We start from the raw sequence: 13,672 nt of genomic DNA, 5'->3' as shown, positions 1-13,672 counted from the left end.
ACCGGCCATCAACACGGAACAAACAAGCGGATTTGACCGCTCTGATGAAAAGAGGAGAACTTCAATGCAAAAGACCAGACTTCTTGCAAGCCTGCTAGCCGGTATTCTCATTGCTGTGCCTGCGGGTGCCAGCGAATTGCGTATCGGCCTCCAGGACGATGCCGATGTCCTCGACCCGGCACAGTCGCGCACTTTCGTCGGCCGTATCGTCTATACGGCCCTGTGCGACAAGCTGGTCGATGTCAGCCCGACACTCGAGATCGTGCCGCAGCTGGCGACGGACTGGAAATGGTCGGATGACGGTTCCGAATTGACCATGAACCTGCGCAAGGACGTGGTTTTCCACGACGAGACGCCGTTCAATGCCGCGGCCGTCGTCGCCAACATCCAGCGCTCGCAGACATTGCCGGAATCCCGCCGCAAGAGCGAATTGTCTTCCGTGAAGAGTGTTGAGGCAACGGGCGACTATCAGGTCAAGTTCACCCTCAAAAGCCCTGATGCATCCCTGCTTGCCCAGCTGTCGGATCGCAGCGGCATGATGGTTTCGCCAAAGGCCGCGGCGGAACTGGGGGCAAACCTCGGCAGCAAGCCGGTCTGTTCCGGTCCCTTCAAGTTTGTCGAGCGCGTGCAGCAGGATCGCATCGTGCTCGAAAAATTCCCGCACTACTGGAATGCAGCCAACGTTTTCATCGACAAGGTGACGTTCCTGCCGATCCCGGACTCGACCGTGCGTCTTGCCAACCTGCAGTCCGGCGATCTCGACATGCTGGAACGGCTCGCCGCCACGGACGCTGCGGCGGTGAAAGCGGATTCGAAACTCACCTATGCCGATGCGATCGGTGTCGGATATCTGGCCATGATCGCCAATGTGGGCAATGGGCCGCTTGCCGACAATCCGTTCGGCAAGGACAAGCGGTTGCGGCAGGCCTTCTCGCTCGCCATTGACCGCGAAGCTGTCAATCAGGTTGTTTATGAAGGCACGTCGGTTGCCGGGAACCAGCCCTTCCCGCCCAACAGCCCCTGGTATGACAAGGACATTCCTGTACCGGCCCGGGATGTCGAAAAGGCCAAGGCTCTGATGAAAGAGGCTGGGTTTGCAACGCTCGACATAGAATTTGCAACCCCGAACAATCCTGTGACCATGCAGAGAATGCAGGTCATCCAATCGATGGTTGCGGAGGCCGGGTTTAACGTCAAACTGAAGGCAACGGAGTTCGCAACGCTCCAGTCAGAACTACCCGCCGGAAAATTCCAGTTTGGCCATGCCGATTGGTCCGGACGTGTTGATCCCGATGGCAATCTGCGTGAGTTTGTCACCTGCAAGGGTGCCATCAATGATGCCAAGTACTGCAATCCTGAAGTGGACACCCTTCTCAATGCGGCCCGCAGTTCCACGGATAACGCCGCGCGCAAGCAGAAATACGATGCGGCGGCGCGGATTCTCAATGACGATCTGCCCATCATCTATCTTGGTCATCAGGCATGGATCTGGGCTCTCAAGAAGAACGTCACAGGCTTTGTCCCCTCCCCTGACGGCATGATCCGCCTGCAGGGCGTCAAGAAGAGCTAACGAAACGGCTTGAAGCGAAGCTGCAATGTTCTGCAGCTTCGCCGCCAGGCGATGCGTCAGGATTTTCAGCCCATGTATACCTACATCGGAAAGCGGCTTCTGCTGGCCATACCGACACTGATCATCATATCGATCTTTGCATTTTCGCTGCAAAAGCTGCTGCCTGGTGACCCGATCCTGGCCATGGCCGGTGAAGAACGCGATCCGCAGGTGCTTGAACTCCTGCGCGCCAAGTACCGCCTGAACGACCCAGTCATCGTCCAGTATTTCTATTGGGTCGGCTCCGCCCTCAAGGGCGATTTCGGCATATCCCTGCGGACCAACCAGCCTGTCCTGTCCCTGATTGCCGAAAAGCTGCCGGTGACCATCCAGCTGGCTGTCATGGCCATGACGTTCGCCTTGGCCATCGGCGTACCCATCGGAATAATAGCGGCGGTCAGGAAGAATACTGCCGTCGACTACATCGCCAATGTCGTCGCGCTCTCCGGCCTGTCCGTACCCAATTTCTGGATGGGCATCATGCTCATCCTGCTCGTGTCGGTGAAACTGGGCTGGCTTCCCGCATCGGGCTACGAACCGTTCTTCAAGGACCCGCTGCGGTCGCTGCAGACAATGATCATGCCGGCCTTCGTTCTCGGGCTGGCACTGGCAGCAACTCTCATGCGCCACACCCGGTCGTCCATGCTGACGGTCCTGAGTGCCGATTACATCCGCACGGCCCGGGCCAAGGGCGTTTCCGAACGATCCGTTATCCTGAGGCACACCTTCCGTAATGCGCTTCTTCCCATCATCACCATGACCGCGCTTCTCTTTGGTGAGCTGCTGGCGGGCGCCGTGCTGACGGAACAGATCTTTACCATTCCCGGTTTCGGCAAACTGATCGTCGATGCGGTTTTCAACCGGGATTACGCGGTTGTCCAGGGCGTTGTCCTGTGTACCGGGGCAGGCTTCATCCTGATGAATCTCGTCGCCGACGTGCTCTCCATCCTGCTCAACCCGAGAATGAGGGCCACGCTATGACGATGCAGCAGACAATGCCGGCAACGCCCCAGCAAAGCCGTTCAGGCAACCGTGCATGGAAGAAACTGAAGGCGAACAGGAGCGCCCTCGCCGGGCTTCTGATTATCAGCGTTTTCCTGGTCCTCGCCGTCACGGCGCCGCTCTTGCCCATAGCGGATCCCGTCGCCACCAGCTGGTCGGCCATCCGCAAGGCTCCCTCCGCCGCGCACTGGCTGGGAACCGACGATATCGGACGGGACATTCTTTCGCGCATGATCTGGGGCGCCCGCGCCTCGCTGATGGCCGGCGTATTCTCGGTGGGCATCGCCGTTGCCGTCGGCGTGCCGCTCGGACTGATATCCGGTTACTTCGGCGGCTGGATCGACATCATCATTTCGCGCATCACCGAGGCATTTCTTGCCATGCCGTTCCTCATCACGGCCATTGCGCTGGCCGCCTTTCTCGGACCAAGCCTTGGCAATGCGATGATCGCCATCGGATTTTCCGCCATGCCGCTTTTCGTCCGGCTGACCCGCGGACAGGTGCTGACCGTGAAAACCGAAGACTATGTGGAAGGGGCGCGCTCCGTCGGGCTCGGGCACTACCGGATCATCACCCGCTACATCCTGCCAAACGTATTCTCGCCGCTGCTCGTACAGGCGAGCCTGACCATCGCGACCGCCATCATTGCCGAGGCCAGCCTGTCCTTCCTCGGACTTGGGCAACAGCCCCCCGCGCCCAGCTGGGGTTCGATGCTCAATGTCGCCAAGAACTTCCTCTCCCAGGCACCCTGGATGGCCATGTGGCCGGGTGCCGCCATCTTTCTCGTTGTTATCGGTTTCAATCTTCTTGGCGACGGCCTGCGCGACGCCCTCGATCCGCGCGAAGCATAATATCTGAAAGGACAATGCAATGACCCGTTTCACCACCCGACCCGAGATTCTTGGAACCTTTGGCGTTGTGACATCGACCCACTGGATCGCCACCGCCGTTGGCATGAGCATTCTGGAAAAAGGCGGCAATGCGTTTGATGCGGCCGTGGCGACAGGCATGGTTCTGCAGGTGGTGGAGCCGCATCTGAACGGCGCAGGCGGTGACATGCCGGCAGTCTTCTACTCAAAGAAGAAGAACAAGGTCGAAGTCATCTGCGCACAGGGACCGGCGCCGGCAGGCGCGACAATCGACCATTACAAGCGTGAAGGTCTGGACCTCATCCCCGGCGATGGCCTGCTGGCCACCGTCATACCCGGCGCATTCGATGGCTGGATGCTGATGCTGCGCGACTATGGCACGATGTCGGTACGGGACGTGCTGGAACCGGCGATCTACTACGCCGAGAATGGTCATCCGGTTCTGCCGCGTGTCGCCGCGACCATCAGCGGTTTGGGCGAATTCTTCCGCAAGGAATGGCCGACCTCCTTCGCCACATGGCTGCCGGGCGGCACGGCACCGGCGCCGCACTCCAATTTCAGGAACCCGGTCCTTGCAGCAACCTGGAAACGCATCATTGCCGAAGCCGAAAGCAGGACGGAACGCGAAAGCCAGATCGAGGCAGCGCGCGATGCGTTTTATCGCGGCTTCGTTGCCGAGCATATTGCAGACTATCTGCACAGCGCCGAAGTCATGGACGCCAGCGGCAGTCGCCACAGGGGAGTCCTGACCGCCGACGATATGGTGAACTGGCGCGCGACGATCGAAGCACCGCAAACCTACGATTACCACGGCTGGACCGTTGCCAAGACAGGCCCATGGGGCCAGGGACCCGCCCTGCTGCAATCGCTTGCGCTGCTGAAAGGTTTTGACATTGCGGCCATGGACCCAAATGGCGCGGAGTTCGTGCACACGGTGGTCGAGGCGATGAAACTCGCCTATGCGGACCGAGAAGTCTACTACGGCGATCCAAAGCATGCCGATGTGCCGATAGACCATCTTCTGTCTGATGCCTACACGGATGAACGCCGCAAGCTGATCACGGGAGAAGCCTCCCGCACGCTTCAACCCGGCAGGATACCCGGCTTTGATGCGCAGTATGACCTGACCATGCACATGTTGAAAGGCATGGGCGGCGGCGTTGTCTATGAGCCGACCATGGCGCACCTGTCGGAAAAGCGCGGGGATACGGTCCATATCGACGTGATCGACCGCGAGGGCAATCTGGTCTCCGTCACCCCGTCCGGCGGCTGGCTGCAATCTTCGCCCATCATTCCCGGTCTCGGCTTCTGTCTCAACTCGCGCGCGCAGATGTTCTGGCTGCGGGAGGGCCTGCCGACATCGCTTGCGCCCGGCAAGCGGCCCCGCACGACGCTTACCCCCACCATCGCCCTTTTCGAAGGACGGCCGGCCATGGCCTTCGGCACCCCCGGCGGCGACCAGCAGGATCAATGGCAGCTGCCGTTCTTCCTGCGCCACATCCATCACGGCCTCAACCTGCAGGAAGCAATCGACCAGCCGCTGTTCCACACGGCGCATTTCCCAAGCTCCTTCTATCCGCGCACGAGCGAGCTTGGAAACATCACCATCGAGACCAGTATCGGAGCCGATGCGTTGAACGCACTCAAGCAGAAGGGCCACCTGATCACCCCCGCAGACCCGTGGACCGTGGGCCGCCTGACCGCGGCAAAACGCGAAGCGGACGGGCTGTTGCGTGCCGCTGCCACCCCGCGCCTGATGCAGGCCTATGCGGCAGGACGCTGACAGGATGACGGTGAACCCTGTGACGGCTCCTTCAACCAACCACTCTTCCGGAGAGACAGCCAAACCGGTGCTGTCTGTCGAAGGGCTCACCACATCCTTCCTCGTCGACGGCAGCTGGAAAAGCGTGGTGCGCGACGTGTCCTTCGGGGTCATGCCGGGCGAGACCGTCGCCATTGTCGGTGAATCCGGTTCCGGGAAAAGCGTTACATCGCTCTCCGTCATGCGTCTGCTGGCAAAGGCAACCAGCCGCATCGAGGGCAATATCGTTCTCAACGGCAAGAACCTTCTTTCACGCTCCGACCGGCAGATGCGCGATATCCGCGGCAACGATGTTGCGATGATCTTTCAGGAGCCGATGACCAGCCTCAATCCGATTTTCACCATCGGGCGGCAGATCTCGGAAGCCTTGACCTGTCACCGCGCGATGACACCGGCGGAGGCGCGGGCCGAAACGATACGCCTGCTGGAAAAGGTCCGCATTCCCAATGCCGCAGCGCGCTTCGACGAATATCCGCACCAGTTCTCCGGCGGGATGCGCCAGCGGGTTATGATTGCGATGGCGCTTGCAAGCCGCCCCAAGCTCCTCATTGCCGACGAACCGACGACGGCTCTCGATGTGACGATCCAGGGACAGATCCTCGATCTGATCAAGGTGCTGCAGGAAGAGGAAGGCATGGCGGTCCTCTTCATCACCCATGACATGGGTGTGGTCGCTGAAATCTCGGATCGCACCATTGTGATGTATCGCGGCGAAGCGGTCGAGAGCGGCCTCACCGCCGATATCTTCCATCGCGGCAAGCATCCCTATACGCGGGCGCTGCTTTCAGCCGTGCCTCGCCTCGGTTCAATGAAAGGGCAGCACTGGCCACTGCGCTTCCCTATTGTCGACATTCAAACCGGCGAGACCACCGTTCCAGCCCCGGTGGCCGATACGGTCGACAAGCGCAAAACGCCGATCCTTGAAGTCAGGAACCTGACCACCCGTTTCGATATCCGTTCAGGCTTGTTCTCGCGCAAGACCGGCGCGGTTCACGCGGTCGAGAACGTGTCATTTGACCTGTTCCAGGGCGAGACACTGTCCCTTGTCGGTGAATCCGGTTGCGGGAAGTCAACCACCGGCCGGTCCATCACCCGTCTCGTGCAGCCCAACAGCGGCGAGGTGATCCTCGACGGTACCAATGTCCTCAACCTTGACCAGATCGCCCTGCGCACCATGCGCAAGAGCATCCAGATGATCTTTCAGGATCCCTTCGCCAGCCTCAACCCGCGCATGAGCGTCGGTGCGACCATCGCAGAGCCGTTCATCGTCCATCGGCTGGGAACCCAGAAACAGGCCCGCGAGAAAGCCGTGGATCTGCTTGAGCGCGTTGGCCTGTCCGCCGACATGTTCTCCCGCTATCCGCACGAATTTTCCGGCGGGCAGCGCCAGCGCATCGCCATTGCCCGGGCACTTTCGCTCGACCCCAAAGTCATCGTTGCGGACGAGTCCGTTTCCGCGCTCGACGTGTCGATCAAGGCGCAGGTGGTCAATCTGCTCCTCGACCTGCAGCAGGATTTCAACCTGTCATTCCTGTTTATTTCGCATGACATGGCGGTCGTCGAACGGGTGAGCCACCGCGTGGCCGTCATGTATCTGGGCGAGATTGTAGAGATCGGGCCGCGCGCGGCGGTTTTCGATAATCCCCAACACGCCTATACGAAGACATTGATGAATGCCGTTCCCGTGCCTGATCCGGCGCGGCGGGCCATCAAACGCAACACCGTAATCAGTGAGTTGAAAAGTCCGGTGCGCCCGGTTGGCTACAAAGTACCGCAGCGTGACTACGTGGAAGTGACGAAAGGCCATTTTGTTCAGCGGTGAGCGAATGTCTTGCCTCGTTGCCGCTGGTCGTCTTGCTGTACTTACGTCAAAATCGGTGCAACGACCCAAACTGGCTCATCTATCCTTCAAGAAGGCCTCTGCAGGGACTCGATTTCAGTATCGGGCCAACCTTGTCGAAAAACTGTTTGAAGACGCGTCAAACCATGAGAATATGGGGCCAACGCGAGAGCTGTCATGCTCCGGAATGCGCATGGTACTATAGATGCCATTTGAGCGAATATCATTGTATTTATTGAATAATATTATCAAAAGCGCAGGCAAAGCAGATTTAATTTCTGCATGATGGACTAGCACGGCGCTCCTGGCGGCCGATCCAGCAGGAATTATAGCAGACCCGGAGTGTACGTGGATAAGTTATTTGCCTTTTCCACCCCCTCCCCTTGCATGGATGGCATGCCCCGGCGCCCATCATGAGGGCCTCCCGGCACTCCCATTTGCGGGATGGGAGTACCGCCCAATCCCCTCGTCTGGCATTGCAAGTTGCAGGATGATTGCTAGGATCGCGGCCATGACCGCAGCATCCAGACCCATCTTGATTGGCTACGCCCGCGTCTCGACGGAAGAACAGGCCAATGATGCCCAGCTTTTGGAACTGAGGGCCGCGGGCTGCGGCACCATCTTCGAAGAGCATGGCTCGGGTGCATCGCGCGCCCGCCCCGTCCTCGCCCGCCTCCTGCGGGAGATCAAGCGCGGTGACGTGCTGGTCGTAGTACGCCTCGACCGGCTGGCCCGGTCCGTCAGTCATCTCCTGACCGTCATCGAACAGTTGGAGGAAAAGGGTGCGCATTTCCGGTCGCTGCATGACCCCATCGATACTTCGACGCCGCAAGGCATGTTTTCCCTGCAGGTTCTCGGCGCCGTGGCCCAGCTGGAACGCGCCCTGATTTCCGAACGTACCAAGGCGGGGATCAATGCCGCCCGTGCGCGGGGCAGGCTTCCCGGCAATCCCGGCCTACGTGAGAAGCAGCCAGAGGCATTGGCAAAGCTCTCCGCGGCGCGCAGGCGTGGCCATCTGGCGGACCTGACGGCTGGGATGTCATCCTGGCTGCCCATCGTGCGGCGCATGCGTCCCGAACACCCCTGGGACGAGGTGGCTCGCAGCCTGCGCCATCAGACCGGACAAATCTGGAATGCCGATCGCTTGCGCCGCTCGGTACGACTGCTCGTCAATGAGGGGCTTGCGGATGCGCGCCTGATAGCCCCCTCCCCTCGCCGCACGCCGGAGGATCGGCTGATGATGCTGGTGACCGGCATTGCCAATGCCAACCCGGATTTGACCTTGCGCGATATCGCCGGTCAGCTTGAAGCCATGCACGAGCGGACGCCGCGCGGCGCGGCCCGCTGGGCGGCATCATCGGTCAAGAACCTCATGGACAGAGCACGCAAGCTCGGGCTCATCCGCGCCTGAACCCCACGCGCACAGGCATGCCCATGAAAGCGATCAGGCCGGAGACGATAGGTCCCGGCCTGATATCCAGTTCTGCAATGATCCCTGGGTGTTTCCCCTACCCCACGACAACCGTGGCTTTGCCAGGCACGCGACTATAGAGATCGATAATATCCTGATTGATGAGACGCACGCAGCCGGATGACATGGACTTTCCGATCGACCACCATTCCGGCGATCCATGGATGCGATAGCCTGTATCGACACCATCCTTGTAGATGTAGAGCGCGCGCGCACCCAACGGATTCTGCGGTCCGGGTTCCATGCCGTTTTCGAACTTCACCAGTTCGGGCTTACGCTGGATCATCTCGCGCGGCGGCGTCCACCGCGGCCATTCCTTCTTATACTGGATGTTGGCGCGGCCGCTCCACAGGAACCCGGCCTTGCCAATGCCAACGCCGTAGCGGATGGCATCACCGCCCGGCTGTACCAGATAGAGGAAGCGCTCCTGCAAGCGCACGACGATTGTCCCCGGCTGCTCGCCTGTCGGATCAACGACGATCTGCCGCCGGAACTCGGCCGGAACCTTCTGATAGGGAATCGCCGGGAGCGAATACGGCCCCTCCTGCACCGCGGCGTACATAACGTCGGGAACCGTGATGGATTTATCCACGCTGATCTGCGGCCGAATACTGCCGGTCGACATGGTGTCAACGCTCATATCGGGAAGCTCGAATGTCTGCGAGCATCCGGATACGCCGAGAACTGCGAGGGAGCCAGCGCCCAGCAAGAGATGGCGCCGGGAGATGGCGGGAGTGTGCAGACTATGGTTGACTGCCTGATTACGCTTGGACAACTCGGTACTCGCTTACAACTGTGGCAATTGCGTAAAACTCTATGGAAGTGTGGTTTACAAAGAGTGAATCGCCCGCGATGTATTTTAACCATAAGGCGCGCGTGTAGGGATTCAACGGGTTGACAGCTGTCAACTGATTCCAGAATCACCCTGCAACTGGCATGGTCGGTGCGCGTTCACAACCATGTGCTGTCCAACCGCTACCCCGAATCGGGAGGCAGTTGACAGCTGTCAACGCCAAAAAGAAAGCGCGGCATCGCTGCCGCGCCTTGTCCAACTACAGATATCCTCAGGCTGCAGCGGGCATGGCGGCCGGATCAATGACGTCAATCGTCGTCGTGCTGTCATAACGGTCCTGATCGAGAATTCCCTGTCGCTTGGCGACGATCGTCGGAATCAATGCCTGCCCCGCAACATTCACCGCCGTGCGGCCCATATCCAAAATCGGATCAACCGCCAGCAAAAGCCCGACACCCTGCAAGGGCAAACCCAGCGTGGAGAGCGTCAATGTCAGCATGACAATCGCGCCGGTCAGCCCGGCGGTCGCCGCGGAACCGATGACCGATACAAAGGCGATCAGAAGATACTCCTGAACACCCAGCGGTACGTTGTAGAACTGCGCAACGAAGATTGCGGCGATGGCCGGATAGATGGCAGCACAGCCATCCATTTTTGTCGTCGCTCCCAGCGGCACGGCAAACGCCGCATACTCCCGCGGCACCCCAAGATTGCCTTCCGTCACGGCTTCGGTGACCGGCAGGGTTCCGATCGATGAGCGGGAGACAAAACCAAGCTGGATCGCCGGCCAGGCTCCCGCGAAAAACCGGGCCGGATTGAGACCGTTGGCCAGAAGCACGATCGGATAGACCACAAAAAGCACCAGTCCAAGACCGATGTAGACCGCAGCGGAAAACCAACCCAACTGTGCCAGCGTTTCCCAGCCATACTGCGCCACCGCCGTGCCGAGAAGCCCGATCGTTCCGATTGGCGTCAAGCGGATCACCCACCAGAGAATCTTCCGCACCACAGCCAGCAACGCGCGATTGAAATCAAGGAATGGCTCAGCCACCGATCCGACGCGCAGCGCCGCGACCCCAACCACAATGGAGATGATGACGATCTGCAGTACGTTGAACGACAGATACGTGCTCGCCGAACCGCCGGTCACTTTGGTCGACGCCTGCAGACCGAGCATGTTGGCAGGAACGAGCCCTTTCAGGAAATCGAGCCACGAGCCTGTCGACGACGGAACGGATGCGGCAGAGGCAAGGACGCTGGAATTGATTCCGGACTGGATAACAAGTCCAAGCGCAATGCCGATCACCACCGACACGAGCGCCGTAATGGCGAACCACAGCAGCGTTTGCCAGACAAGAGCGGCTGCATTGTTGAGGGCGCGCAGGTTGCTGATGCTCGCCACGATCGCGGTGAAAATCAGCGCCGGAACCAGTGCCCGCAGGAGTTGCACGAAGATTGATCCGACGGTCTGCAGCGTTACGCTGAGCCAATTCGGATTGCCTGCTGCATCGGGGCCAAGATTACGGGCGACGAGGCCGAGCAGGAGCCCGATGATCATCGCGGCAATAACCTGAAAACCAAATGAACGGTAAAAGGGCTTTGGACCGGCCGGTATAGGACCAGAAGATGGCTTGCTCATTTCAACTATCTCGCTAAGGGGAACACAAGGAATCGGGTCGCCTCGGCGACTCCTGCAAAGGGCGCCAACCTATCATCAATCAAAGACCCCGCAGAACAATCAGTTCCTGAATTCAGGTGCTCTTCAACTGTTTCTTTCCAGAAACAGTGCGATTCATGGCAAATAATTCCCTTGTACTAAAGTTGCATTTACGCGGCAGCGATCCCTAGCTAACAATACAACCTAAAATTACGTATGAAATATATTCTATTTAAAATTGTATTTTGTCTGACGCATCGATTTCAATCACCATCTGTTTTTCAAGGATTGAAGCAATGTTCGATACAATTCGGAATGACAATCCTGCTCGCGACCGCCTGCCCCATTCTCCGGCACAAATGCCCGCCACGGGAACACCGGTTGCCGAGAGACCCGCAATGTTTCCTCGTTTACCCCTGGACGAGATCTACCGCCTCAATGAGACACAGGTCCTGAAAGGTTCGACCTCCCATCCGATGGAAATCGTTTCGGACGGAAAGGCAGACCACCTCCTTTATGTTTTTGTGCTCAGCGGTGTGATCGAATGCGGCAACACCAGATCGCGCCTCGCGTCGCTCATCCCGGACGGCTGCACCGGAGCCATCATCAACGACCCTGCCGCTTCGCTCAAAATGACCAAGGGGTGTCGCTGGCTCGCATTCCAGATTCCACTCTCCCTGTTGCGCAATCAGTTTGGCCTGTGGTCGGGACAATTTTGCTTTCATGAGCCCCGGTTTGCGGCTGTCGCCGATTTCCGCAGGCACGCCGTGTCCAGCCTGTACCGCACGCTCAATCATCTGCTTTTCAGGAAAGGGGAGGGGGAGACGCCGCCGCTGGTCATGAGCTACGAGCAATTGCTGATCGCTCAGCTCTATGCGTCAGCGCCGCACAATCTTTGCCATGGCGATCCTTCCACACGGCAGCCATGCCCAAGACAGCTTCGCCGTGCCGAGGAATTCATCCGCAACAATCTCTACGTTCCGGTAACGGTCGATCATATCGCGGGTGCCGCGGGGTGCAGTACGCGAACACTGCAGCGAATATTCCGACATTTCCGTGACGCAACGCCAATCCAAATTCTGTCGCATTACCGCATCGCAGAGGCGCATGACCTGATCAAGATGGGCAAGGCGAGAACCGTCACCGATGTCGCGAGCAGTCTGCAGTTTTCAAACCCGGCGCGCTTCGCCGCCACCTATCGCGAAATTTACGGACAGAAGCCGTCCATCGACCTCCGCGCTCATCTCCGCGCCGGAGCGGAAAGAGCCACGCCCGTTTGATTTTCATCACCAGTCCATTGTCAGAAGGAAACAGAAGCATGGTCAATCAACCGACGCCTATTCCATTACCCGACTGGCTGATACCAATCGCGGATCATCACTATGCTATTGACGGCGGCAATCAAACGCTGGACAGCCATACTGTGGATATCAAGGCTCTTGCCAACGCAAGAATTGACCTCGTCGACGGCGCCCATCTGACGGTAAACCCAGCCGGACTTGATGTGAAAGCGCTCGGACACATCACCTATGGAATAGGAAAAGACTGTACACTCACCCTCAGTGCGCCGCCTGCCGCCGTTAACCTTGCGAACTCGACGATCGTCGATTTTGGCTATTCAGACGGCACTGGCACATTCGAATACCAGCCCGGCAATCTCGGTATCAACGTGGCCAGCCCCATCGAAATCATCAATCTCCACGGAGGCGACAAGATCAAAGTGGATGGCGCAACCTCCGCCGAACTGAAGGGTGACACACTTCTCTTCAAGACGGGAAAGACCACCGAGCCTGCGCCTGCGCAAAAAACCGACCTTCTGTCGAAGGTTGTGAAGACGGTTACAACGGCAGTCAAAGATGTCACTGACACAGTCGGAACAGTGCTCGGTGCGGGCGCAAAGTTCATAATCGATCCCGCTGCCAAATTCGACTTTGCCCGGGTGGATAATGACGGTCAGATCACTATCACAACACCCTGTTTTGTCGCGGGAACGCTGATCTCCACACCGGCAGGGGAGATAGCCGTTGAAAGGCTCCGGATCGGCAATCTGGTCTATACGATGAACGGCGAAGCCGTACCCATCATCTGGATCGGAAGCCGCAGGATCGATCCCAGAACCATCGACAAGCTGCGCGATCATGCACCTATCCGCATCCGTCCGGGCGCGCTTGGTCGCGGCGCACCGAACCGCGACCTCCATGTGTCGCCGGATCATTGCCTGTTTCTGAATGGGTCGCTTGTCCCGGCAAAGTTCCTCATCAACGGCACGTCCATCACGCAGAACGCAACGCTCGAACCATTCATTTATTACCATATCGAATTGGAGCGGCATGGCGTGCTGATCGCGGAAGGCGCCTATGCGGAAAGCTACCTCGATCTTGGCAACCGGGTCACGTTCCTGGAACCCGGAACCCTCATGTTCACATCACCGGAACGTGCGGTAAATTCGTCTCACTGCTATCCTCCGGTCTATTGCGGCCCGATCCTCGACGGGATCAGAGAAGAACTCGACCAGCGCGCGCAAGCATTGGGCTACTGCTTCTGCAAGAAACCGGAACCTGCCGAAAATATATCCAATATATTTCCTTTTTACAAACGAATACAATAGC

At 58.8% G+C, this 13,672-nt stretch carries 10 protein-coding genes; 8 read left to right on the top strand and 2 right to left on the bottom strand.

Annotation, left to right across the window (positions count from 1 at the left end; genetic code table 11):
* Nucleotides 1-64 precede the first annotated feature (64 nt).
* The 6 genes from AC1Q5O_RS16575 (at nucleotide 65) to AC1Q5O_RS16550 (ending at nucleotide 8,553) form a co-directional block, all read left to right on the top strand.
* Nucleotides 65-1,570, top strand: a complete 1,506-nt coding sequence (locus AC1Q5O_RS16575; protein WP_492564380.1) for an ABC transporter substrate-binding protein — start codon at nucleotides 65-67, stop codon at nucleotides 1,568-1,570.
* Nucleotides 1,571-1,642: 72 nt separating this feature from the next.
* Entirely contained in the window at nucleotides 1,643-2,590 is a 948-nt protein-coding gene (locus AC1Q5O_RS16570) for an ABC transporter permease (RefSeq protein WP_492564378.1), read from the top strand.
* Entirely contained in the window at nucleotides 2,587-3,462 is an 876-nt protein-coding gene (locus AC1Q5O_RS16565) for an ABC transporter permease (protein WP_492564376.1), read from the top strand. Before AC1Q5O_RS16570 ends, AC1Q5O_RS16565 begins: the two co-directional genes overlap by 4 nt.
* A 19-nt stretch (nucleotides 3,463-3,481) precedes the next feature.
* The gene (locus AC1Q5O_RS16560; RefSeq protein WP_492564374.1) at nucleotides 3,482-5,263 is read left to right on the top strand and encodes a gamma-glutamyltransferase family protein; all 1,782 of its coding nucleotides are present in this window, start codon (nucleotides 3,482-3,484) and stop codon (nucleotides 5,261-5,263) included.
* Between the two features lie 4 nt (nucleotides 5,264-5,267).
* A complete protein-coding gene (locus tag AC1Q5O_RS16555) occupies nucleotides 5,268-7,124 on the top strand; it encodes an ABC transporter ATP-binding protein (protein WP_492564372.1) in 1,857 nt (618 codons plus the stop codon).
* Between the two features lie 529 nt (nucleotides 7,125-7,653).
* Nucleotides 7,654-8,553, top strand: a complete 900-nt coding sequence (locus tag AC1Q5O_RS16550; protein WP_492564370.1) for a recombinase family protein — start codon at nucleotides 7,654-7,656, stop codon at nucleotides 8,551-8,553.
* Between the two features lie 97 nt (nucleotides 8,554-8,650).
* On the opposite strand, the gene AC1Q5O_RS16545 is transcribed toward AC1Q5O_RS16550, so the two are convergent.
* Nucleotides 8,651-9,355: a L,D-transpeptidase gene (locus AC1Q5O_RS16545; RefSeq protein ID WP_223614934.1), complete on the bottom strand. Its 705-nt coding sequence runs from the start codon at nucleotides 9,353-9,355 to the stop codon at nucleotides 8,651-8,653.
* A 322-nt stretch (nucleotides 9,356-9,677) separates the two neighbouring features.
* On the bottom strand, nucleotides 9,678-11,045 hold the full coding sequence (locus AC1Q5O_RS16540; RefSeq protein ID WP_492564368.1) for a dicarboxylate/amino acid:cation symporter: 1,368 nt from the start codon (nucleotides 11,043-11,045) through the stop codon (nucleotides 9,678-9,680).
* A gap of 314 nt (nucleotides 11,046-11,359) precedes the next feature.
* Between AC1Q5O_RS16540 and AC1Q5O_RS16535 the strand changes: the two genes are divergently transcribed.
* Both AC1Q5O_RS16535 and AC1Q5O_RS16530 read left to right on the top strand, forming a co-directional pair.
* Nucleotides 11,360-12,343 (top strand): helix-turn-helix transcriptional regulator, encoded by a 984-nt coding sequence (locus tag AC1Q5O_RS16535; RefSeq protein ID WP_492564366.1) that lies wholly within the window; start codon nucleotides 11,360-11,362, stop codon nucleotides 12,341-12,343.
* Between the two features lie 38 nt (nucleotides 12,344-12,381).
* Nucleotides 12,382-13,671 carry a Hint domain-containing protein gene (locus AC1Q5O_RS16530; protein WP_492564363.1) on the top strand — a complete coding sequence of 430 codons (1,290 nt, stop codon included), beginning with the start codon at nucleotides 12,382-12,384 and terminating at the stop codon, nucleotides 13,669-13,671.
* Nucleotide 13,672: the final 1 nt, after the last annotated feature.

The organism is Phyllobacterium sp. MT110 (assembly GCF_058792715.1).
This window is presented reverse-complemented; position numbering and strand designations above follow the sequence as displayed.

Bases quoted from the DNA above. Each gene is read 5' to 3' on its own strand.
- AC1Q5O_RS16555 (WP_492564372.1), top strand. From the start codon at position 5,268: ATGACGGTGAACCCTGTGACGGCTCCTTCAACCAACCACTCTTCCGGA.
- AC1Q5O_RS16565 (WP_492564376.1), top strand. From the start codon at position 2,587: ATGACGATGCAGCAGACAATGCCGGCAACGCCCCAGCAAAGCCGTTCA.
- AC1Q5O_RS16575 (WP_492564380.1), top strand. From the start codon at position 65: ATGCAAAAGACCAGACTTCTTGCAAGCCTGCTAGCCGGTATTCTCATT.
- AC1Q5O_RS16535 (WP_492564366.1), top strand. From the start codon at position 11,360: ATGTTCGATACAATTCGGAATGACAATCCTGCTCGCGACCGCCTGCCC.
- AC1Q5O_RS16530 (WP_492564363.1), top strand. From the start codon at position 12,382: ATGGTCAATCAACCGACGCCTATTCCATTACCCGACTGGCTGATACCA.
- AC1Q5O_RS16570 (WP_492564378.1), top strand. From the start codon at position 1,643: ATGTATACCTACATCGGAAAGCGGCTTCTGCTGGCCATACCGACACTG.
- AC1Q5O_RS16560 (WP_492564374.1), top strand. From the start codon at position 3,482: ATGACCCGTTTCACCACCCGACCCGAGATTCTTGGAACCTTTGGCGTT.
- AC1Q5O_RS16540 (WP_492564368.1), bottom strand. From the start codon at position 11,045: ATGAGCAAGCCATCTTCTGGTCCTATACCGGCCGGTCCAAAGCCCTTT.
- AC1Q5O_RS16550 (WP_492564370.1), top strand. From the start codon at position 7,654: ATGACCGCAGCATCCAGACCCATCTTGATTGGCTACGCCCGCGTCTCG.